Source organism: Cellulosilyticum sp. ST5, assembly GCF_046529625.1.
GTDB lineage: Bacteria > Bacillota > Clostridia > Lachnospirales > Cellulosilyticaceae > Cellulosilyticum > Cellulosilyticum lentocellum.
The window spans coordinates 3,655,001-3,676,171 of the sequence record NZ_CP132338.1; the positions used below are offsets into that span (position 1 = coordinate 3,655,001).

The window sequence follows — 21,171 nt, forward strand, 5'->3', positions numbered from 1 at the left end:
TAACCCTGGATAAGTTAGGATATCTCTAAAAAAGTTTGAAAGCATTCCTCTCCTTAATATACGACCAACAAATCGATTATCTTCTATTCAGTCCATATCAATCAATAAACTGTGTTTTCTAATTAACTACTTCTTATATAAAATATGCAGATTATATATCTAGTTTATAATCTGCACATTTTATACCTATTATTTATTAGAACAACACTTCTTATACTTCTTCCCACTCCCACATGGACATGGTGCATTTCTTCCAATATCAATAACTTTGATTTTTTGCCCTGTCTTTTCATCAAATACATGAGGACTTAATTCTTGAGTCGTAAATCCTTTATTAATCCACTTTCTCGTTCCATTTACAACTGTTGTAATGTGTTTAACAATTTCATTGATTTCTGCTAAATTCTTAAACTCTACTCCTAGATTAGCAAGTTCTTCAAGGATAATTTCCATCGTCTGTCCACTACGATCACAATCAACCCTAGCAATCATTGTGACTGCTATGATTGCTTCTTCTATTAGAGTTTCTTCTATTATATAGGTCTTTTTCAGATAGGCTTTTAGCTTTTCTATAGGAATACTTGGCTCATAGTACCTTTCATCATACATCTTGTCTAATAATTCTTGAGAAGGTATATAGTATTCTTTATCTATAGTAGCCTCTATAAAATCTTTAAAATTAGTTTTGTCTAATGCATAAATTGTTTCCTCGACAATATAATCTTCTATGACTTTGCATTGACATACTAGTCGCATATCCTTCTTTACAAACTGTGCTAGTTCTAGCTCATTAATTACTTGTGCGTGGTTTCTATTATAAAGTTCTACAGCCCAATTTAATTTAACAACGCCATATAAGTTTAGTATGCTTATAATATGTCTTCTCATAGCGCTATTTAGTTTTATTTCTTCCATAATAGGAACCATATCTATCTTTTTATAAGCATCTTTAACTAAATCTGCTACTATTAACTGGCGCTTTTTATCAACCTCTATAAGTTGTACCAACTCTAATTCCATCAAGTTGTAATAGCATTCTAATTCATCTTCATTATCTATTACCTTATTTTCATTAAAAAGTGCTTCGAAATTTTTAATATCTATTTCATCTAACATAGGTAGAATCTCTGGCATCTTTTGAGGAATTGCTTCAAGTAAAGCTTCTATTAATTCCGCTTTTTTTAATTTGTATGCTCCTTTGATTCCATATAATTTAGCTATTTGTTCTAGCTCCTTTTTTCCATATGATAATTCCATTACTATCTCCTCTTTAAATCCTACAATTTCACAAAGTATTTTCATTCTAACATATTATATCTCTATAATCAAAAATCCCTTATAGGATGTTTTTGGAATCTCATCTTATAAGGGACTTTATTAAGTTCACAAATTATTCGCATGCATTACTAATAATATAGTTTACATCAACCACTCTATTGTTAGAACCATTGAGCTCTGCTATGACAGCATCAAATATAAAATCTATAACTTTCTTTGTATCACAGGCATAGAGCATAACATTCTCCCCTGTTACAGTTTCTAATACCAGGCTATAAATTATTATATCTGCACGATGTGTGAATTCTATATATAATTTACATCCTTCATAAAGCACTCTTTCTTTTAAAATTAGCATTGTATCTCCCCCTCATCTTACGTTTAATATAGTTCTATGGTATCACATTTTTTAAGTTATACATATCCTATTCTTTATATTAAACTTACTTTTTTTAATCTTAAATCCTACTATGAATTAATCAATTTGTCATTGGAAACTTAATACTCATACATCTGCTAAGAGAATAGAAATAGAACGTTTATACTTCTCTCTTTTTACACTTACAATAGTATATAATTTTCAGATATACATTGTTTTTCCACAGATTTATGTTAAACAAACGCCACTTATCCACTAGTTATCCACATTTCCTCTTTGTTATGCACAATTGTATACAATCGCATTCTTAAAGTCTTTCTTTAATATAAAGTGGTTCTTTAACCATTTAAAGTATTACTTTTATTAGTTTAATATCTAACTTAAATAACTTTAGTATCAATCAAAGCATCATGTTGATAGCTATGATTTGCCATACTTTATAAGTGCAAACTTAATAGCAGTATACGTAACTTCTTCAGGTAACATTTCTTTAATCGGTTTAAGCAGGGTAGCACCACACTCTTCAATAGCTTCTATAATTTGTTCCTCATATTCTGATGGTATAAACTGTGTAAAATCTATCGGTAATCCTTCTTGGACACATTTTATAAGATGATTTTCCACTGTCATCTGAGTAAGATTTCTTTCATCAGCTATTTCATGAATTCCCTTTCCCTGCATATAAAGCTCATAGGTTAATTTATGACTATCTCTAGGTGATGATTTCTTTGGTATGGTATTTCCATCTAAAGTAGCTTCTCCCTCCAGATTAGATAGTGGTTCGGAATGTTTCTTACTTAATGAAGCTAACGCTTTACTAATATCTATATTATTCTCATCTACATAAGTTTTAATAATGGCTATAAAGTCTTGGCCATATTTGTTTAACTTATGTTCTCCTACTCCTGATACTTGAAGAAGTGCTTCATCTGTTGTAGGATATCTACTGCTCATTTCCTTTAAAGTGGTGTCTGGAAATACCATAAACGGCTGAATATGCTGTTTATGAGCAATATCATATCGTACACTTCTAAGTTTCTCAAATAAAACTAGGTCTACCTTTGCATCTAATCCAGATCTACTTCTTACTGGTGTTGTTTCTTTGACTAAAATACGCTTAATGGTGACTGGCTTTTTTCCCTTTAATACTTCATAACTCGCTTCTGTAAGCTGGATAATAGGATATTGGGTGCCTACTAATTGTAAATAGCCCTCTGCTACTAAAAATGAGATTAATTCTTTAATTGTATCTTTTGGATAGTCCTTCATTACTCCATAAGTAGTAAGTTCATTAAATTTGAAGCTTTTGATTTTTTGAGTATTTGATCCCTTCAGTACATCTGCTACCTGAGTACTACCAAAACGTTCTTTCATTCGTTTAACGCAACTCAGGATTTTTTGTGCTTCTACTGTGATGTCCGATTCTTCCGTATCATTATTACAGCTACCACAATGATGACAATCTTCTTCTAGGGTTTGCTGACCAAAATAATTTAAAATATAGTTTCTAAGGCAACTTTCAGTATTACAGTAATCAACCATGCTATTTAACTTGTCATATTCTATTTGTCTGCCCAATCCATTAGCATTTTCAATTAAATAACGATTAGTCATAATATCTTGTGTACCAAAAAGTAAAATACACTGTGCTTCTTCTCCATCACGACCCGCACGACCTGCTTCTTGATAATAGCCTTCCATATTCTTAGGCATATTATAATGTAATACGAATCTTACATTGGGTTTATCTATCCCCATTCCGAAGGCATTAGTCGCAATCATCACTGATACTCTATCATATAAAAAGTCATCTTGATTGCTACTTCGCTCAGCTTCACTTAAACCCGCATGATATTTTGTACATGGTAAACCTAACCTAAGTAGTCTTTCATAGAGATCATCTACACCTTTTCTGGTTGCACAGTAAATCACACCACTTTCACCAACATGTTCTCTTAGATACATTTCAGTTTCGTGAAGTTTATTTTCTGGCTTTCTTACTTCAAAATAAAGGTTAGGTCTATCAAAACTACTGGTTAACTCAAATGGTTTATTGAGTTCTAAAAGCTTAATAATATCTTCTTTGACGAGGGGCGTCGCTGTTGCTGTAAAAGCGGCTACAATCGGTCTCTTAGGAAGAGCGTAAAGTATTTGACTAACTCTTCTATAACTAGGTCTGAAGTCATGTCCCCACTGACTCACACAATGGGCTTCATCCACTGCAACCATAGAAACAGGAACCTCCCTTATTAAATCCATAAAACTCTCAGTCTCTAGACGTTCTGGTGCTACATATAAAAGCTTGTATGCTCCCATTCTAGCATTGGCTCTAATTTCTCTAAATTCTTTTGTACTTAGAGTAGAATTAATAAGCTCTGCTTCAATGCCGTACTCTTTAAGTGTATCTACTTGATCTTTCATCAAAGAAATAAGAGGAGAAATAACAATAGTCACTCCATCCAATAAAAGTGCTGGTACTTGATAGCATATGGATTTCCCCCCACCAGTTGGCATAATCCCTAATGCATCTTTGCCTGATAAGATAGCCTGAATCAATTCTTCTTGCCCAGGTCTAAAGGCATCATAACCATAATATTTCTTTAGTATATTTAATGGATTCATTTTACTTTCTCCTTCTTTTCTCTATTTATTGTTTCGAAATACTCTACTCTCACCCATTCTTAACAGTATAATCCACGTCTCTGAATGTGCCATAATCTTAAATATAGCCTTGTTCTCTATTTATCCATTATAACCATAATGACGCACCACTTAAACATATAAACTTTTTCCCTCTATTTTATATTGTCCTATTCATTATTTACTAGCACCGGTGAATTGTACGGCCCTCCTAGATTAAATAAAACACTCATTTGACTACTTTATAAATTTTATTATAACGGTCACTTCTATTTTTAATCATTAAAATTCGCTGTATTGCTTGCTTCACAATTTATTTTATTACTTATTTTCACTATATAATAATTCAAAAATATTTTTCACTTAGAATTCTTGATGATTATTTTAAAGCTATTTCTATTTCTTTACTTTAATTCCATAATAATTCAATTGACACTAATCACTTTACATAATATTATATTTACATATGAATATACTTGCTTATCACGAGTGGCGGAGGGACTGGCCCTATGAAGCCCGGCAACCTGTATAATATCAAGGTGCCAAATCCAACAGTAAACAAACTGGAAGATGAGTATAGACCGGTCAAAGCCTGAGTTTATACTCAGGCTTTTTTGCGTTTAAAGGAAATCATCTATTTTAAAAACAGGAGACACAATGAAAAATAACAAAACACTTTCTATACGTACAATTGTAGCCATAGGAATTGGATCAGCAGTCTTTTTAATCTTAGGACGTTTTGCTTCTATTCCTACGGGGATTCCCAATACAGAAATTCAAACAGCTTATGCTTTTTTAGCATTAATGGCTGTGCTTTATGGCCCTCTAGCTGGTGCCTCTATCGGATTCATCGGACATACATTAAAGGATATTACAGCTTATGGGTCACCATGGTTTAGCTGGATTATTGCTTCAGCCGTAGTTGGACTCATTATTGGTTTTTCAGTTAAAGCCTTAAAACTTCAAGATGGCTATTTTGGTAAAAAACAACTCATCCTCTTTAATTTATTCCAAGTTATAGCAAATGGAATGGCTTGGGGGATTGTTGCTCCTACTTTAGATATACTCATTTATGCAGAACCAAGTAATAAGGTTTATATTCAAGGAGCAGTATCTGGAATCTCTAATATTATAACTATCGGCGTATTAGGTTCTATTTTATTAGCTTCTTATGCTAAAACTAGAATCCAAACCGGAAGTTTAAAACTTGAAGACTAATATAACTTGCGTTCTAAATGTCTATTACAACTTCAAAGCTGTTTACATTTAGAGCTCATTATCCAGAGGCTACAGTTTATAATATTGTATCTTGAAGATGATTAAATATTATGAGCGATAGTCAATAGATACAGAAAGGAACAACTATGAAAAAACCTGTTATTGAATTTAATAACTTTAGCTTTCAATATAGAGTACAATATGAACCTACTTTAAAAAACATTAACTTAACTATTTATGAAGGTGAAAAGGTACTCATCTTAGGTCCTTCTGGTTCAGGAAAAAGTACCTTAGGTGCTACTTTAAATGGCCTTATTCCTTTTAGAACAGAAGGTACATCAACTGGTAGTTTAAAAATCAATGGTAAAGAAACTGCCAATCTTAGCCTATTTGAACTTTCTCAAATGGTGGGGACGGTTCTTCAAGATCCTGATAGTCAGTTTATTGGACTTACTGTAGGCGAGGATATGGCCTTTAGCCTAGAAAATAAATGTATCGCACAAAATGAGCTGAAGACAAAAGTAAGTGAAGTAGCTTCTATTGTAGAGGTAGATGATTTTCTAAATGTGGCACCTCACTCTTTATCTGGCGGGCAAAAACAACGTGTTACTTTAGGCGGTACCCTTGTAAGTGATGCCGATATCTTGCTTTTTGATGAACCTTTAGCTAGCCTCGATCCAGCTACTGGTGAAAAGGCTATTGACCTAATTCATCAAGTACATGAGCAGACTGGTAAGACTATTATTATCATCGAACATCGTTTAGAAGATGTTTTACATCGACCTATAGACCGTATCATCGTTATGAACCAAGGTCATATTCTATTAGATACAACCCCAAATCGATTATTTAAAGAAGATACCCTTAAACAAAATGGTATTCGTGAACCACTCTATATTACAGCACTTAAGTATGCGGGATGTGATCTTAAAGCTTTTGATAAAGTTGAACCTTTAGATCAAATTAATCTTAAAGGATGTAAAGAAAAACTTGAAGCTTTTATGAATAATACATTAGAAATTAAAGACAAAGTTAATGATGATGTGCTACTTGAATTTGAAGAAGTTAACTTTAGCTATGATAGAAGTAAAGCTTTACTTAAAGATATTAACTTAAAACTTTATAAGGGTGAGATGCTAAGTATCGTAGGCAAAAATGGCGCTGGTAAGTCTACACTTTCAAAACTGATTTGTGGTTTTTATAAACCTACTAAAGGTAGACTACTCCTTAAAGGACAGGATATGAAACACTTAACCATTAAAGAACGCTGCGAATCTATCGGTGTTGTACTTCAAAATCCAAATCAAATGATTTCTAAACCAATGCTTTATGATGAAGTTGCACTTGCACTTCGTAATCAAGGTTTACCTGAAGCCGAAGTAAAAGCACGAGTTTATGAAACACTTAAAGTATGCGACCTCTATCAAATGCGTAACTGGCCTATTTCAGCACTGAGCTTTGGTCAAAAGAAACGTGTAACGATTGCTTCTATTTTAGTAAGTAAACCCGAAATTCTTATTTTAGATGAACCAACTGCCGGACAAGACTTTAAGCATTATACAGAGATGATGGAATTCTTGAAGTCACTTAATGATGAAGGCATTACAATCATCATGATTACTCATGATATGCATTTAATGTTAGAGTATACAGATCGTGCTATTGTTTTAGCCGATGGTGAAATTTTAGCTGATAATACTGTGACTCATGTGCTTACAACTTCAAACATCATTACACCAGCTCATCTTAAAGAGACTTCTTTATATTCACTTGCAGTTAAAGTAAAACTTGAAGACCCTAAAGCTTTTGTTCAAAGCTTTATTAAAGAAGATAGAAGGAGAAGAAATCTATGCCAAATGTAACGCTCGGATATCTTGAGGCAGATTCCCCTATTCACCGTTTAACTGGAGCTACTAAACTAATCTGTTTAATTTTTTGCTCCTTAACTGCTATGCTTACTTATGATACAAGAGTATTAGCTATGTTACTTATATTGAGCTTAATTTGCTTTAAAGTATCTCAGATTAAGTTTAAGGATGTGGCTTTTGTAGTTTACTTTATATTAGCCTTCCTTTTAATTAATAATATTGCTATTTTTATTTTTTCCCCTATGGAAGGTTGTAAGATTTATGGTAGTACTACAGTATTATTTAAAATAGTAGGGCCCTATACCGTAACTGTAGAGCAATTATTCTATCAGCTCAATGTAACACTTAAGTATTTTGCAGTTATTCCAATTGCTTTATTATTCATTGTAGCTACTCACCCAAGTGAATTTGCTGCTTCTTTAAATCGTATTGGAGTAAGCTATAAACTTTCTTATGCAGTAGCTATTGCCTTAAGATATATTCCAGATGTCCAAAGAGATTATAGAGAAATTGCTTTTGCAGCGCAAGCAAGAGGAATTGATCTATCTAGTAAAGAAAAACTAACAAAACGTATTAAAAATATGAGCACCATTTTGATTCCACTAATTTTTAGCAGCTTAGAACGTATTGAAACCATTAGTTGTGCTATGGAACTTCGTTCTTTTGGAACTCATAAGAAACGTACTTGGTATAGCAGTAGGCCTTTTGCTAAAAGAGATTATATTGCTATTGTAGGAGTCGTTCTACTATTTTTAGCTTCTTTATGGATTACTATGAAAAATGGTAGCCGCTTCTATAATCCTTTTGTATAAAATCATTAAAAGAATTTATTCAGAGGCATAATAGCTTCTCACTGACTATATAAATACAGGTTGCCTCAAGATTTTGAGGCAACCTGTATTGTGTTTTCTTTTATATTATCCACAATTTGTTTTGTTTTAATAAGTACTTATCCCCTTTTTCTTTAGTTTTCCACTGAATAACTTGCACTCACTGCTCCGCTTACAAAAACTATTATATATATCTTTTTGTAAGGTAAATTATAGAACAGCATTTTTTCTAACCTATTAAGTCCAATATATCCATTACAAAATGAATACAAAAGAAATGATACACCTTACTCCTCTAACTTTATATATCCTGTAAAGGTATTAATATTAAATAACCTTACTAGATATTTTCAAACTTGCTAAGCTAGGAGGTCATTTCTCCTTGCCTCTCTTTGTAGATCATTAAGCTTTATTATTATCTTCTCTAGCATTTGCCTATTTAACTCACATAAGCTTTCATCTAGTTCAAACGGGCTTCCATTAGTAATAGCATTCATACCTAAGCATGCAAAACATGCTGTATGTGCAAAGCACTTACTGCACTTCTCATTTTCTATTTTATTAAACTTTAAATATCTACTTATCATATATTCAAATTGTTGCTCATCTAATACATTCTCGTTATAAATAGATCCTCCCCACTCATCTTTCATATCTGTTAATACAGAACAGGGGTAAATATCACCATTGGTACTAACAGATAATGCATTAATTGCTGCATCACAAATATACTTAGATGGTGTCTTTTTAGTGAGTGACTCCAAAATACAATCTAAAAAAGTATACGATAGCCCCTCTCCTTTTTCCGAAAGCGCCTCATCAATAGCATCTAAAAATTCATCTAGATTATCTAACATTAACTCCTTAATAGGTTCCTTTTGATTACATCCCATGGGGACAATATGAATATCTACATCCCCAATCTGTTGCTTAATACTTCTTACAATATCCATAACCTTCATTTGATTTTCCTGATGATACTTATGATAGGTTACCTCTATACTTGCTGGCTGTGAAGTGTATTGTTGAAGCTTTCTAATATTGTCCATAACAACTTGAGCCGTACCTTCTCCATTAGCAAATACTCTTGCCACATCTTGTGCTTCTTTGGTGCCATCAAAACTAATAGTTACTTGGATATCATACTTGTTAATGAGTTCAATCAATTCATCTGTTACTTGTGTACCATTAGTAACCATTCCTAAATATGTTTTTTGCCCTGTCTTTTCATTTTTTTCATATACATACTCACATACATACCTGATAACTTCCATATTTTGAGTAGGTTCCCCTCCAAAAAGAGCCACTTTTTCAATGGTATCAAAATGATTAAAAAATATCTCTAATGCGCGATGTGCCGTCTCTTGCGTCATTATTTGTCTAGATGAATGGTATTTACCTCCATTTGCATAACAATATTTACATCTTAAATTACAATCGTTACTTATATTTAATGATAATTTTTCGAGGAATAGTTTTTTAGTACTATATTCATCAACTAAATAATCATTATCTCCCAAACACACTCGTATCTTTTCATTAAATGCATCATACTGGTCCCCACTTATCTCTAATCTAGAAATAATACTTTCCCTGCTCACCCCTTCTTCTACTGCATTAATAAAATCTTTCATGGTTCCATTCACAACAAAATACCTTAATGTTCTTGGAAAATATGCTATTGTGCATGAGTCTTCTTCTATATAATGGACCCTCATAAGCTACATCCTTTCTTTAAACCATAAATTAATAGGCAGTTTAGTTAAAGTATTTTTACTAAACTGCCTTACCATTAACCTCTATAGATTGTCTTTTTTAAATTCTTTTAATAGTTGGTGAAACTGCATAAAGTGCCATGATGGGTGGTCTTTTACTTATTACTTCTTTGATTACGTCAATAATAAAGAAACCTCCATCTAACTGCATTAACTCTTCATCTGTTAATGATTTAAGTACTTTTTCATCTTCTTTCATTTTATTTTCCTCCTTATATGTTTAAAAAAATTATTAACTGCTTTACTACTTATTATACCCTCTTAACAATGCCACTAAGCGGTGGAAATGTTATTATAGGTGGCTTTGTTGGAATTTTAGAAATTCCTCCAAGTCGAGGTGGTACTATAGTTAAGATATTTCCTCCGGAGATTTCTTGTAATTCTTTAATTACAATTTCATCCATAATTAATTCTTTTTTCTGCTTATTTTCCATTTTAAACTCCCCTTTATCAACTCGATTTAGTATTACTTTTTAAGAACCTTAAATATAAAATCAATAATAGGTTTGGGATTCGGTCTAATAGCATATAATAATGTTACCATTGCACCTTTTGCTACAGCTGATTCTATAAAGCCCCCAGTTAACTCCATAAGTTCTTCATCTGTTAAAGCCATTATAAGTTTTTCATTCTGGTTCATATTTTCTCCTCCTCTCTCTAATGCTTATTTTTAACTTTCCAATATTTCATATTGATTAATATTGAAAATTAAAAATTCATAAGTCATTCTTAAGATACACCTAATTTTTCATTAAACATTTGTTGATAAATACTAAACTCTTCATATTTTAGTGTAGTTTCTTTAATAAGTGCTTTAGCTTCCTCTTCATAATTATTCTCAACTAAAATAACTGCCAAATCATAATAGGGATCCAAGAATCTATGATCTGTGTACTCAATAGCCTTTTTTAAATGCTCTATTCCTGTTTCTACTTGTCCCATCTTAGCTAATGCTAAGCCTAAGCCTTTCAGAGCATATACATCCTTTGGATTCGCCTTCAAAATAATCTCATTGCATCTTTTAGATTCCTCGTAATTCTCCAACATAAACTGAATATATCCGTAATTTTTTCGTGCCTCTATATCATTAGGTTCATATTCTAGATACAAACTTAATGCAGTTTCTGCTAATTGATGCTTTTCATTCTGTAAGAATTTCATTGCTTTTCCCAGAAGTTCCAATGGATTCTCTACATTTCTTAATACAGCTTCTGCTTGATCCATGACCATACCATATGAACAATATTGATTCTCTTCATAAATACTGCCCTTATGAACTAATCTAGAATTAGTACATCCACCTTTACAGATTGCCCCATATCTACATTTTTTGCAGTGACCTTTCAGCTTGTCCTTCGTTAATTGACGATTCCAACTAAAGGCATCTTCCCTTTCCCAAATAGATCTTAATGACTCATTTCTTATATTGCCTTCTATTAATTCTTTATCTCTAATAGACACACATCCTATAATATCTCCATTATGTAGAATGCCTAGATTATATCTTCCAGCTCCACATCCATCCCAACCATATCCTAAACTTCCTGAGTTTTTCTCCCTAACTATCAGTTCCTTAGCGTTGAAATAACCTATGCAATCAGCTAAATCAATGATGATACCACCTTTTTGGGTCTCTTCATAGGCAAAATCAATAATTTCATTGATTATTTGAGGAGGCGTCACTAACTCTTTATGATGAGCCATATTTCCCATTGGTAATCCAATTTGAAGTTGCCATCTTTCAACGCCCTTATCTATTAGAATTTCTTTCATCTGATGTAATTCCTGTATATTTTTATTATGAATTGTAGTAATGGCTGCTGTATGTACAGAAGTATGTTTTAAATGTTCGAACGCTTTCATAGAACGTTCAAAAGAACCTTGTTTTCTAATATAATCATGACTTTGTTGAAGGCCATCTATACTAATTGCTATGGTGTTAATGCCTGCTTCTTCTGCCTTACGAGCGTCTTCTTCTGAAAATGTCCAACCATTGGTTATCATATTGGGCACAACACCATTCTCATTTAATGCTTTTGCAATTTTATACCAGTCGTTTCTACTAGTAGGTTCTCCTCCTGATAATGTAATCCATTCTAAACCCAATTCCCCTATTTCGGTACATAATGCTATGGCTTCTTCTGTACTTAATTCCCCTTGTAATGCTGATGTGCAGCTAGATCCACAATGCTTACATTGCATATTACACCCCATGGTAATTTCCCACACTGCTGTGATTGGTTTTTCCATTGTTTTCCCCCATATCTTATATATAAAAAATAAATCAGTAAATCATCCAACCCTGCTTATCTTTAGTTATTACCCATCTACTTATAAAGTGGTTTAATATCATAGCCTTTTTCTTTCAGTTGATCTAACACTGTTCCCTCTACTGTAAAGTGTCCTGCTCCCACAACTACAAAATATGTATTTTCTCCTTCTTGTTCTAACATCTTTGCTATTTTTTCTGCCATATCTTTATCTCTGACACCAAATAACATTTCTGATAGTTCATCACTATCCCCTTCCATCAGTTTTGCATAACTAGCCTTAAATCCTTCAATATCTCCTGCAATCCAATCTTGTTGCCACTCAGCTATTAACTCTACTTCGCTTATTTCTTCCTCAGTTGCTGGATTTAAAATACTATCAAGTACTGCATTTAAATAATCCTCTTGATATTCGGCTGATAAATTATCAAAAAGCTTTCCTTGGTAAATAAGTCCTTCTAATTCCACAGTCCTTTTTTCTTCACCCATACCCCTTAGTAAAAAGTACATATCTACGCCTTGTGTTGCAGCTTCTTGTGCACCTTCTATGGTTCCAGTTTGGCTCGTACTGATTACATTTAAATCATTCGCAATGCTCCATGGTTTAAATTGCTGCATTTGATCTATAGGGAGTTTAAACGTAGTGAGTACTTTTACTAGCTTATCATAAGTTTCTTTTGAAACATGATCTTTAATAGTTGTTCCATCAGCATACATTGCCATCTGTATAAATTGGTTCATTTGCTCATTTTGAGTAAGTATATTAGCTTCCACCACAAGAGTATCCGCCTTACTAAATGCTTCCTTTAAAGTATTGCTCAGTGGATACATTTCTGATGTACCTACATGAATAGAGCCTAATAGATAAACAGTATTACCGCCCTTTTTTGCTTGCCAAGCAAAACCTTTTGCCCCAGCATCTAATCCTTTGTAAGTATGTTCAACAAATCTTATCGCTAATACCACCGCTTGCTGGGTTGTACATACACTATCTAGTTCTAATCCTTGTTTGGTTCCTGACAAAAGTCCTTGTTGCTTAAAGTAATCCACACCACTACTATCCTCTATACCCTCATACTTTGCTAAAGTAGCAAAAAGTGCTTCTATTACACCTCTTCTTGTTAGAGGATTATCAATTGGTTCTTCTATATAATCTTTTTTTACTTTTAATTCTAAAGATGCAAACTTATGATCAACCCCTTGTAAAAGGATTTGTAGCTTCTCTGTTGTAATTTGTCCTTGAAAGTTGTCATAGTACCACTCCATAGGAAAAATCCCATAATTTTCTCCCTCATTAAGTGTCCATAGGGCCCATTTACTGATTTGTGGTGTTTGTGGATCATTGGCATAAGTAGGTACAATAGTTGTTATGATTATGCATAAACATAGTAGCCATATATTTATTTTTTTCTTTAATTGTAAAGTTTTCATTTTCTTCCCCTTTTCTATTTACTCATTTTTAGATTTAATTTCTTATCCTTGCTCACATTAAAGTTAATATAACTCAATGTGAATAATTCCAGTTGCTCATTGTTAATCCATTAGATTTATTTTCTCCAATAAATAAAACAATATTTTCTTTCGCTCAGTAATGACATGTGCTTCACAAGTCATACCTATTTTTATTTCTGCTGGTTCATTTTTATAGCTATACACAGTTTCATTACTAATGCTTCCTTCAACAATGTAGCCACTTATTCCTTGTGCATCACTTACCTTAGCATCTGAGGATATATTTCCTATAGCTCCTTCAAGTTGCCCATATTCCTTATATGGTAAGGCATCAAACTTGTATTTAATTTGATCTCCAATCTTAAGACCAGCTATCTCACTATTAGGCATAAAAATTTCTATCTTATACATAGTGTCATTTATAGGGATAATGGTTGCAATATCTGTTCCTGAAGCTATAAGATCTCCCGTACTCACTTCTTGAGTTATATGAATCGTTCCATCTATAGGTGATTTAATGGTACAGTTGGCAATAGCTAGCTGGGTACTTTCTAATTCTCTCTTTTGTGATTGGTACAAAGCCTCTTGTTCTTCTATCTGATTATAAATTTCAACCAAGGCATCTGTTTTATACTTCTTTAATGCTAACTCCCTTTGTTCTACATTAGTCTGTATAAGTCCATCATCTATAATCAGTTTATTCATTTCTTGCTCTGCTAACTTCTTATTACTTTCTATTTGCTTTATTTCATCTTGTACGCTTTTAAGGGTAGCTGTTTTTAGCTGAATCAGCTCATTCTCTGCTAGTTCTAGTGCTTCTTTAGAAGCTTCATACTCTTTCTCTGCTACAAGATCATTTTCCTTTAATTCACTGTTAAGGTTATAAGTAAACTGTTTATCCACAATGTTTCTCTCAAGCTGATTTATTTTAATAAGATAGTTATTAAAGTCTAGAGCATATGTACACTGTTTATCCTTGAATATGTTTTGTCCTTTTTCTATTGATTGCTTATACTGTTTCAATTGCTCATAACTATTTTCATATTCATTTACTTTTTCTTGGTAACCTTCTTTACTAAACTTTGTTTGAGTTGTTGCAATCTCATCTGTTTTATTTTCAATGTTTACATTATTACTAAGACTCATATAATCTTGTTTGTATTTAACATAACGCTGATAATACTCTATTTCTGTATCCTGTGAAAAAAGATTAATATCTTGTTCTATACTACTTTTAAATTTTTTTAATAAACTTAACCTCTTCTCTGTATCTTTAAATACTTCTTCCGCTTGTAAACGTTTAATCTCTAAGTCATCATGGGCAATGGTAAAAAGTATATCTCCTTTTTTTACATTCTTACCTTCCTCTAAATCACAGCTAGCTATTTCTCCTTGGACTTTATTGCGAATCATACTAACATTTTCATTAGGTCGTACTACCCCTCTCCCCTTTGACACAATATCTATCTCTCCAAAATACATCCATATCCCTGCCAATATCATGCTCACTAGTATTATATAGATAAATATAGTAAGAAAAGGATGTGGCTTGCTTTCATACACTTCTTTACTGTCAGTAACTTCTCTTATATCCTTAATAACTGGTGTCATAACTTACCTCCTCTTTAGTTGCAGCAATTTCTTCTACTGAATCTGTTTCTATTTGCTGACTAACTTCTGGAAGTTGTTCTTGCCAAAGTTTATGATATCTACCTTTTTGTGCCATAAGTTCTTGATGACTTCCTTGTTCAATGATTTCACCCTTATCCATAACAAAGATTTTGTCACAACGTTTAATGGTACTTAGACGATGAGCAATAATGATTGTTGTCATTCCCTTACTAAAGGTATTAATTGTATTTTCAATAGCTGCCTCTGTAATTGAATCTAGATTACTTGTCGCTTCATCTAATATCAAAATATCCGGCTTTTTTAGTATTGCTCTTGTAATCGCCAAACGCTGTCTTTGACCACCTGAAAGATTAGCACCATTTTCTTCTAGGTGCGTATTATATCTAAGGGGTAATTCATTAATAAAATCATGGGCTCTTGCCATCTTGGCTGCTTCTACTATTTGTTCCATCTCTATCTGGCTAGAACCCAAAGATAAGTTGTCTATTATCGTTCCACTAAATAAAAATGTTTCTTGTGGTACATAAGCAATTCGTTCCCTTAATGATTCTCGGTTGATATCTAAGACATTATTCCCATCTATAAGAATTTCTCCTTTTTCAATAGGATAAAAATTAAGTAGAAGTTTCACCAAAGTAGTCTTCCCACAGCCACTTTCTCCCACAAGGGCAATACGTTCACCCTTCTGTATATTCATACTAATATTCTTTAATATCAGTTGCCTTGTTCCATATCTGAAATCTATATTTTTCAGCTGAATATTTCCTTCGAATTTATTCGGCTTTATTTTCTTCTCCTCATTTTCATCACATTCAATATCCAAGTCTAATATTTCCCCTAAACGCTCTGCTGCTACTATGGCAGTTTGAAGTTCTGGCTGTAAATTGATTAAATTTTTCATAGGTCCTAAAAAGTACCCTAGTAATGAATTAAATGTGATCAGACTTCCTACTGACATATTTCCTTTTAAAACTTGATAGGCTCCTATCCACAAAATGACCACTCCACCTATAAGTTCAACTAAACCTTTAAGAATAGCTTGTACATTAGTTGTAAGCGTTAATTTAAAGATGCTTCTCAGAAGTTTAATAAATTTTCCTTCTGTTTCTAGATTAACTTTCCTCTCTGCGTTAAATGCCTTCACTGTTTGTATACCATTTAAAGATTCAACCAGATAAGAGGTAAGCTGAGCATTTTCTTCCATTTGCTTTTGATTTCCCTTTTTTAGTGCTTTATTAAATCCAAAAACTATGACTGCATATAAACCAACAATAATAAATGCTACTCCAAAAAGTAATGCATTTTGCATATAAAGAATAATGCCCCCTATAAGCACCATTAACGTATCAATCATAATGGTAAGGGTAGCACCGGATATAGCATCCCTCACATGTCCAGCATCTTGAAAACGAGAAATAATTTCTCCAACCTTCCTTGTCCCAAAAAAATTCATAGGAAGTTTTAGTACATGCTCGTAATATCCTAGTAGTAATGCTATATCTAACTTTTGGCTTAAATATAACAATAGGTGAGCACGGAATCCACTTAATACAACTTGAAGAATATATAAACCAATAATTCCAAGAGATAGAATATGTAATGTCTTCATCAGACCATATGGCAGGATATTATCTAATAGTTCCTTCATATAAAATGCACCTAGTATACCTAATAAAGTATATATAAGCGATGCTAAAAATACTTGTATGAGTAAATTCTTTTGAGGTAATAGGAGATGAAAAAATCGTTCGAATAATCCTTTTGTCTCTTTCCCTTTTTTAAAGGTTTGATTTGGAACAAGCAAAATAAGTACACCCGTCCAGATCTTAAAAAAATCCTCTGGTGTGTACTTCACAATTCCCTTACCTGGGTCAGCTATAACGATTTCTTTTTGTGTAATTTTGTGTACAACTACATAATGTAGTAATGAACCATCCACTACAACATGGGCAATAGCTGGTAATGGAAATTCACTGAAAAAGGCTTCTTGATTTCCTTTAACTCCCTTGGCACTAAAACCTAATTGCTCAGCAGCTTTAATCACACCGTAAGCATTAGTTCCTTGTGTATCTGTGCCTGCTACTTCACGGATTTTAGTGATGGGCGTTTTAAGGCCATATTGCTTGCAAATAGTTGCAAGACACGCTGCTCCACAGTCTGTAATATCATATTGTTTGATACAAGAATATTTTTTCATCTGCTTAACCTCTATACTATTTTTTGTATGTTGCAATTAGTATTGTTTCTAATACCTCTAATGCATATATAATTACTCTAGCAACTAAATTATCATTATAACCTTCAGTTATTATTGCCATAGTGATTTCTCCCACTATTAAAACTAATCCAATTTTAATATCTCCCACAAAAAATAAATAGGATGTATTTCCTCTAAACACCAAATTATTTCTTTCATTATTTATCAAATTAAACTTACTTTGAAGCAACTCTATCTTTAATTTTTCTAAATAAAATCGTACTCATCTTATAGAATATATTAGACAGGATTTCTCTATGAGAAAAAACCTGTCTAATATTCTATTAAATTGAACTTTCAAAGTATAACCTTTTCGCAATATAAGCCTACTAGTTGCTTAATCCTCTATTATTTAATTCAATAGTTCTTTGCTGATATGCAACCTCTTTTGATATGTAATAGGAACTGATGCCAATTATTATGACACTCCATAAAGCAATGCTACAAATTATCATAATTAGTGCCCTCTTACTTATGGTTCTCATAGTATTCTTTATCTGCCTTATTTTTTCCGGATTGAGTTCCTGCGTATATACAAACGCCCACCACAGCTACAGCTGCTACTGCTACTATTACAGTAACACCTGCGGTAGTTGCCGCTGCTGCTGCTACTGCTTTAGCACCTACTGCTATAGTTCCTAATATAGAACCCCCTTCGATTTCTAATAGCTCATTGCTATCTAGTGTTTTAAATTCGTTAGTTATTTGTAAACTGTTCATATTATAACCTCCCTATACTATTTATTTACACTTTCCATTACAATTCCCATCATAGCAGTTCTTTGCATATGCTGCACTTTTCTTTTCATATGCATAGTCTTTTGCCATATTATAAGCACCAACTCCTGCAGCAATAATTCCTCCAACTATTGTAACTGCTCCAATTACTGTTGCTACTGTTATACTCCCACCATTAGCATCTACTAACTCTTCTTGATTTAATACTGTAAATGATACTTGTTCTATCATAATATAGTTTCTCCTCCCTTAAATATTTATATCAACGCATACTCCGTACGCTAGCATGAGTAGATAACTAAAGGTTACATTATACAAGGATTACAACCTACATATACATCAATAATCATTTTTTCTAACTCCTCTTGGTTCATTGCATCCTTTACGGTGACATTATATGTAGCTGTAATAACTTGCTTCTTATACTCAAAAATATAATCATTAAGTCTATTGATTGTCTCGTGTAATCTACCTGGATGTCCTTCATGCCTTATAAATAAGGCATTCATAATCTTAATTATTGGCTTTAAAGTATATTCTTTTGGTAAATTAACTTGCTTATCCAGTGGCACAAGTATTTCTATATCCATCAATTGTTCGTCGCATACTTCTTCTACTGAATATGTAGCTGTTGTAATTGATCCATTTTTTTGTACTCCTAATTTTTGTAATACTTGTCCTATTTTCATCATCTCTTTTTGCATCTGTTGTTGTGTCACCTTACCTCTAAAAGATAGTACATTTTCCATAATGAGTTCTTGATTTTCTTTTATTTCCATGTTTACTCCCCCTTTAATTATCATTAGAAGTATTATTATACTATATATTAAATTCTCTTAATAACTAGCCTTATCTTATATAGAAGAAACCCTATTTACACAATATATTTATTTAATACAGTTTATTGGTATTCTTTAGCCTACATTTCATTTCCCTCTTTAGCCTTTGCATAAGATCTCACTTCACTGTTAATGAACATATATTTTTATACTAAACTAGCTATTATATTTCACGTCATTCTTGTTTTTATATTTATTCATTTTTATATCCTTTTTACAAAATGTATTTTTATAGTTATATAATGTAATCTAATATGTATCACAAGATTAATATTACCTCTTATTTTCATGGCCCCCTATTACTGCCTCTAAACACTAATTAATATTATTAATTTAATTATATCAATATTTTTTTACTTTTCTATTAATAGCCATGAGATGCATCTCTATAGGCATATAATGTAAAATAACTCTATCTTTATATGATATAGTTGTAAATAGGTATACTTAATTAGTCTATCTTTAGATCAGCATACATAAGCGGTACTAAAAAACTTATATGAGTAAGCTCTTTTTTGATAACAGAAAGCAAAAATAGTTAGAACAAAACCTTTATTCTTTTCATGTTTTTAAAGGATTAATCACAATTTTCTTACCAGAGTCAGCTATAACGATTTCTTTTTGCGTAATTTTATGTACAACAACCTAATGTAGTAATGAACCATTCACTACAACATAGGGCAATAGCTGGTAATGAAATTTCACTGAAAAAAGTTTCTTGATTCTCTTTACCCCTCTTGGCACTAAAACCTAATTGTTCAGCAGCTATAATGTTTATTTAAACAAATAAAATTAAACTTAGATAAGCCATAATACTACTTCATAATTTCTTATACTTCTTTTAACATTAGACCTACTTGTCTTACTTTCATCAACGATATCACAGAAATTTATGCATTACATATCTCTAATTCTAATACAATAGATAAACCCCTTAATACTTATTTATTCATAGACTTTTAATTCGCCTAAACACTCCTAATAATAAGTTACTTTCTAAGTGGTTTATCTATGCTTTTGTTCATTTTCAACTTTAAACTAAATTAATTCATCTACTTTTATCCTATCAATGTTAAAATATCCATTACCAAATGAAATATAAAAGAAATTACAAACATAATTATTCCCAATTTCACATATCCACTGAAAGTATCTAGGTTAATATTGAAAATTTTTATTATTGTATCCATATGTGTCTCCTACTTAAAAAGATCTCCCGCAGCTTTCATCAAAAATCCACCAACTGCTGCTTCGACTGCAACTTTAGCTACCGGAAGCACTACATGTTTAGCTATTACAATTGCATAATATACTACAACAGGATTTCCACCTTCAACTTGTTGCATTTCTGATTCACTCAGTTCATAAAAATTATTATTCATATTTTATCCCTCCTTATATTTAGCTTAATCTCGAGCTATTAAAATTTAAAACCATGATTTAACTTCATCATATGCAGCTTCACCTAGCCTATAACATGCTCCACTCACCAAACCAGTTACAACAACTTTGATTCCAGCAATAACTAATGGTGCAATACCACCATCTATTGCCATCTTTTCTTCATTATTTAGTTCAACGAATTGATTATTCATCTAATCTCCTCCTACTTAATAATTTTGTCTGTAATCCAATAGCCAGCGGCAGCTGATGCTGCATATACTACTGTTTTTATTGCATATGTTACTATTGGTTTTGCAAGCCACGCAAGTAGTGGATTTCCACCTTCTATATTCATTTGCTCGCCTATACTCATTTCTTTAAATTCATTAGTTAAGTCTATATTATTCATATTAACTTTTCCTCCTTCAATAATCTATATCAAATCACACTTCGTACGCTAGTATGACAAGATACTCCCTTTAAATCACAAACCCTATGTCTACACCAAATTATCTTTATATATTAATCTACTATTCTTTGTATATTCTCATATTAAAATAAATATATTCATAATTCCTTTTCCTACATTTATTTCCCTTGTCTCTTCAACTT

At 32.2% G+C, this 21,171-nt stretch carries 20 protein-coding genes and 1 riboswitch; of the genes, 3 read left to right on the forward strand and 17 right to left on the reverse strand.

All coding sequences use genetic code 11. The features are described from left to right. Window positions 1-189 precede the first annotated feature (189 nt). The 3 genes from QTL86_RS17695 to recQ all read right to left on the reverse strand — a co-directional run bounded on the left by QTL86_RS17695 (window position 190) and on the right by recQ (window position 4,279). Window positions 190-1,257: a Rho termination factor N-terminal domain-containing protein gene (locus tag QTL86_RS17695; RefSeq protein WP_190283474.1), complete on the reverse strand. Its 1,068-nt coding sequence runs from the start codon at window positions 1,255-1,257 to the stop codon at window positions 190-192. A gap of 133 nt (window positions 1,258-1,390) precedes the next feature. After that, window positions 1,391-1,636, reverse strand: a complete 246-nt coding sequence (locus tag QTL86_RS17700) for a hypothetical protein (protein WP_013655159.1) — start codon at window positions 1,634-1,636, stop codon at window positions 1,391-1,393. 441 nt (window positions 1,637-2,077) lie between these two features. Next, the gene (gene recQ / locus QTL86_RS17705; protein WP_127065167.1) at window positions 2,078-4,279 is read right to left on the reverse strand and encodes a DNA helicase RecQ; all 2,202 of its coding nucleotides are present in this window, start codon (window positions 4,277-4,279) and stop codon (window positions 2,078-2,080) included. A gap of 495 nt (window positions 4,280-4,774) precedes the next feature. Beyond that, a riboswitch (SAM riboswitch) is annotated at window positions 4,775-4,874 on the forward strand. An 80-nt stretch (window positions 4,875-4,954) separates the two neighbouring features. On the opposite strand from recQ, the gene QTL86_RS17710 reads away from it, so the two are divergent. The 3 genes from QTL86_RS17710 to QTL86_RS17720 all read left to right on the forward strand — a co-directional run bounded on the left by QTL86_RS17710 (window position 4,955) and on the right by QTL86_RS17720 (window position 8,195). Continuing rightward, on the forward strand, window positions 4,955-5,515 hold the full coding sequence (locus tag QTL86_RS17710; RefSeq protein WP_127065166.1) for an ECF-type riboflavin transporter substrate-binding protein: 561 nt from the start codon (window positions 4,955-4,957) through the stop codon (window positions 5,513-5,515). A gap of 146 nt (window positions 5,516-5,661) precedes the next feature. Then, on the forward strand, window positions 5,662-7,377 hold the full coding sequence (locus QTL86_RS17715; RefSeq protein ID WP_127065165.1) for an ABC transporter ATP-binding protein: 1,716 nt from the start codon (window positions 5,662-5,664) through the stop codon (window positions 7,375-7,377). Continuing rightward, complete coding sequence (locus QTL86_RS17720; protein WP_127065164.1) at window positions 7,365-8,195, forward strand: energy-coupling factor transporter transmembrane component T family protein; 831 nt, start codon at window positions 7,365-7,367, stop codon at window positions 8,193-8,195. Before QTL86_RS17715 ends, QTL86_RS17720 begins: the two co-directional genes overlap by 13 nt. A gap of 377 nt (window positions 8,196-8,572) precedes the next feature. Here the strand turns inward: QTL86_RS17720 and QTL86_RS17725 are convergent, their stop codons facing one another. The 14 genes from QTL86_RS17725 to QTL86_RS17790 form a co-directional block, all read right to left on the reverse strand. Then, the gene (locus QTL86_RS17725; protein ID WP_127065163.1) at window positions 8,573-9,931 is read right to left on the reverse strand and encodes a radical SAM/SPASM domain-containing protein; all 1,359 of its coding nucleotides are present in this window, start codon (window positions 9,929-9,931) and stop codon (window positions 8,573-8,575) included. A gap of 97 nt (window positions 9,932-10,028) precedes the next feature. Then, window positions 10,029-10,187: a hypothetical protein gene (locus QTL86_RS17730; protein WP_013655153.1), complete on the reverse strand. Its 159-nt coding sequence runs from the start codon at window positions 10,185-10,187 to the stop codon at window positions 10,029-10,031. Between the two features lie 52 nt (window positions 10,188-10,239). Next, on the reverse strand, window positions 10,240-10,422 hold the full coding sequence (locus QTL86_RS17735; protein ID WP_127065162.1) for a hypothetical protein: 183 nt from the start codon (window positions 10,420-10,422) through the stop codon (window positions 10,240-10,242). A gap of 32 nt (window positions 10,423-10,454) precedes the next feature. Beyond that, entirely contained in the window at window positions 10,455-10,628 is a 174-nt protein-coding gene (locus QTL86_RS17740) for a hypothetical protein (RefSeq protein WP_190283473.1), read from the reverse strand. An 89-nt stretch (window positions 10,629-10,717) separates the two neighbouring features. Next, window positions 10,718-12,238: a radical SAM/SPASM domain-containing protein gene (locus tag QTL86_RS17745; RefSeq protein WP_127065161.1), complete on the reverse strand. Its 1,521-nt coding sequence runs from the start codon at window positions 12,236-12,238 to the stop codon at window positions 10,718-10,720. Between the two features lie 77 nt (window positions 12,239-12,315). Continuing rightward, the gene (locus QTL86_RS17750; protein ID WP_410495642.1) at window positions 12,316-13,689 is read right to left on the reverse strand and encodes a TraB/GumN family protein; all 1,374 of its coding nucleotides are present in this window, start codon (window positions 13,687-13,689) and stop codon (window positions 12,316-12,318) included. 102 nt (window positions 13,690-13,791) lie between these two features. Continuing rightward, window positions 13,792-15,321 (reverse strand): HlyD family efflux transporter periplasmic adaptor subunit, encoded by a 1,530-nt coding sequence (locus QTL86_RS17755; RefSeq protein ID WP_127065159.1) that lies wholly within the window; start codon window positions 15,319-15,321, stop codon window positions 13,792-13,794. Continuing rightward, entirely contained in the window at window positions 15,305-17,539 is a 2,235-nt protein-coding gene (locus QTL86_RS17760) for a peptidase domain-containing ABC transporter (RefSeq protein ID WP_127065158.1), read from the reverse strand. The genes QTL86_RS17755 and QTL86_RS17760 overlap by 17 nt, the downstream gene beginning before the upstream one ends. Before the next feature lie 528 nt (window positions 17,540-18,067). Continuing rightward, complete coding sequence (locus QTL86_RS17765; RefSeq protein WP_127065157.1) at window positions 18,068-18,319, reverse strand: class IIb bacteriocin, lactobin A/cerein 7B family; 252 nt, start codon at window positions 18,317-18,319, stop codon at window positions 18,068-18,070. A 21-nt stretch (window positions 18,320-18,340) separates the two neighbouring features. Beyond that, window positions 18,341-18,568: a class IIb bacteriocin, lactobin A/cerein 7B family gene (locus tag QTL86_RS17770; protein ID WP_127065156.1), complete on the reverse strand. Its 228-nt coding sequence runs from the start codon at window positions 18,566-18,568 to the stop codon at window positions 18,341-18,343. Between the two features lie 74 nt (window positions 18,569-18,642). Beyond that, entirely contained in the window at window positions 18,643-19,116 is a 474-nt protein-coding gene (locus tag QTL86_RS17775) for an AraC family transcriptional regulator (RefSeq protein ID WP_127065155.1), read from the reverse strand. 1,259 nt (window positions 19,117-20,375) lie between these two features. Next, complete coding sequence (locus QTL86_RS17780) at window positions 20,376-20,558, reverse strand: bacteriocin (protein WP_127065154.1); 183 nt, start codon at window positions 20,556-20,558, stop codon at window positions 20,376-20,378. 45 nt (window positions 20,559-20,603) lie between these two features. Next, complete coding sequence (locus QTL86_RS17785) at window positions 20,604-20,771, reverse strand: class IIb bacteriocin, lactobin A/cerein 7B family (protein ID WP_127065153.1); 168 nt, start codon at window positions 20,769-20,771, stop codon at window positions 20,604-20,606. An 11-nt stretch (window positions 20,772-20,782) separates the two neighbouring features. Continuing rightward, window positions 20,783-20,968 carry a hypothetical protein gene (locus QTL86_RS17790; RefSeq protein WP_127065152.1) on the reverse strand — a complete coding sequence of 62 codons (186 nt, stop codon included), beginning with the start codon at window positions 20,966-20,968 and terminating at the stop codon, window positions 20,783-20,785. Between the last annotated feature and the right edge of the window lie 203 nt (window positions 20,969-21,171).

Bases quoted from the DNA above. Each gene is read 5' to 3' on its own strand.
- QTL86_RS17770 (WP_127065156.1), bottom strand. From the start codon at position 18,568: ATGATAGAACAAGTATCATTTACAGTATTAAATCAAGAAGAGTTAGTA.
- QTL86_RS17775 (WP_127065155.1), bottom strand. From the start codon at position 19,116: ATGGAAATAAAAGAAAATCAAGAACTCATTATGGAAAATGTACTATCT.
- QTL86_RS17790 (WP_127065152.1), bottom strand. From the start codon at position 20,968: ATGAATAATATAGACTTAACTAATGAATTTAAAGAAATGAGTATAGGC.
- QTL86_RS17710 (WP_127065166.1), top strand. From the start codon at position 4,955: ATGAAAAATAACAAAACACTTTCTATACGTACAATTGTAGCCATAGGA.
- QTL86_RS17750 (WP_410495642.1), bottom strand. From the start codon at position 13,689: ATGAAAACTTTACAATTAAAGAAAAAAATAAATATATGGCTACTATGT.
- QTL86_RS17700 (WP_013655159.1), bottom strand. From the start codon at position 1,636: ATGCTAATTTTAAAAGAAAGAGTGCTTTATGAAGGATGTAAATTATAT.
- QTL86_RS17725 (WP_127065163.1), bottom strand. From the start codon at position 9,931: ATGAGGGTCCATTATATAGAAGAAGACTCATGCACAATAGCATATTTT.
- QTL86_RS17715 (WP_127065165.1), top strand. From the start codon at position 5,662: ATGAAAAAACCTGTTATTGAATTTAATAACTTTAGCTTTCAATATAGA.
- QTL86_RS17745 (WP_127065161.1), bottom strand. From the start codon at position 12,238: ATGGAAAAACCAATCACAGCAGTGTGGGAAATTACCATGGGGTGTAAT.
- QTL86_RS17760 (WP_127065158.1), bottom strand. From the start codon at position 17,539: ATGAAAAAATATTCTTGTATCAAACAATATGATATTACAGACTGTGGA.
- QTL86_RS17785 (WP_127065153.1), bottom strand. From the start codon at position 20,771: ATGAATAATCAATTCGTTGAACTAAATAATGAAGAAAAGATGGCAATA.
- recQ (WP_127065167.1), bottom strand. From the start codon at position 4,279: ATGAATCCATTAAATATACTAAAGAAATATTATGGTTATGATGCCTTT.
- QTL86_RS17695 (WP_190283474.1), bottom strand. From the start codon at position 1,257: ATGGAATTATCATATGGAAAAAAGGAGCTAGAACAAATAGCTAAATTA.
- QTL86_RS17720 (WP_127065164.1), top strand. From the start codon at position 7,365: ATGCCAAATGTAACGCTCGGATATCTTGAGGCAGATTCCCCTATTCAC.
- QTL86_RS17755 (WP_127065159.1), bottom strand. From the start codon at position 15,321: ATGACACCAGTTATTAAGGATATAAGAGAAGTTACTGACAGTAAAGAA.
- QTL86_RS17765 (WP_127065157.1), bottom strand. From the start codon at position 18,319: ATGAACAGTTTACAAATAACTAACGAATTTAAAACACTAGATAGCAAT.
- QTL86_RS17730 (WP_013655153.1), bottom strand. From the start codon at position 10,187: ATGAAAGAAGATGAAAAAGTACTTAAATCATTAACAGATGAAGAGTTA.
- QTL86_RS17735 (WP_127065162.1), bottom strand. From the start codon at position 10,422: ATGGAAAATAAGCAGAAAAAAGAATTAATTATGGATGAAATTGTAATT.
- QTL86_RS17740 (WP_190283473.1), bottom strand. From the start codon at position 10,628: ATGAACCAGAATGAAAAACTTATAATGGCTTTAACAGATGAAGAACTT.
- QTL86_RS17780 (WP_127065154.1), bottom strand. From the start codon at position 20,558: ATGAATAATAATTTTTATGAACTGAGTGAATCAGAAATGCAACAAGTT.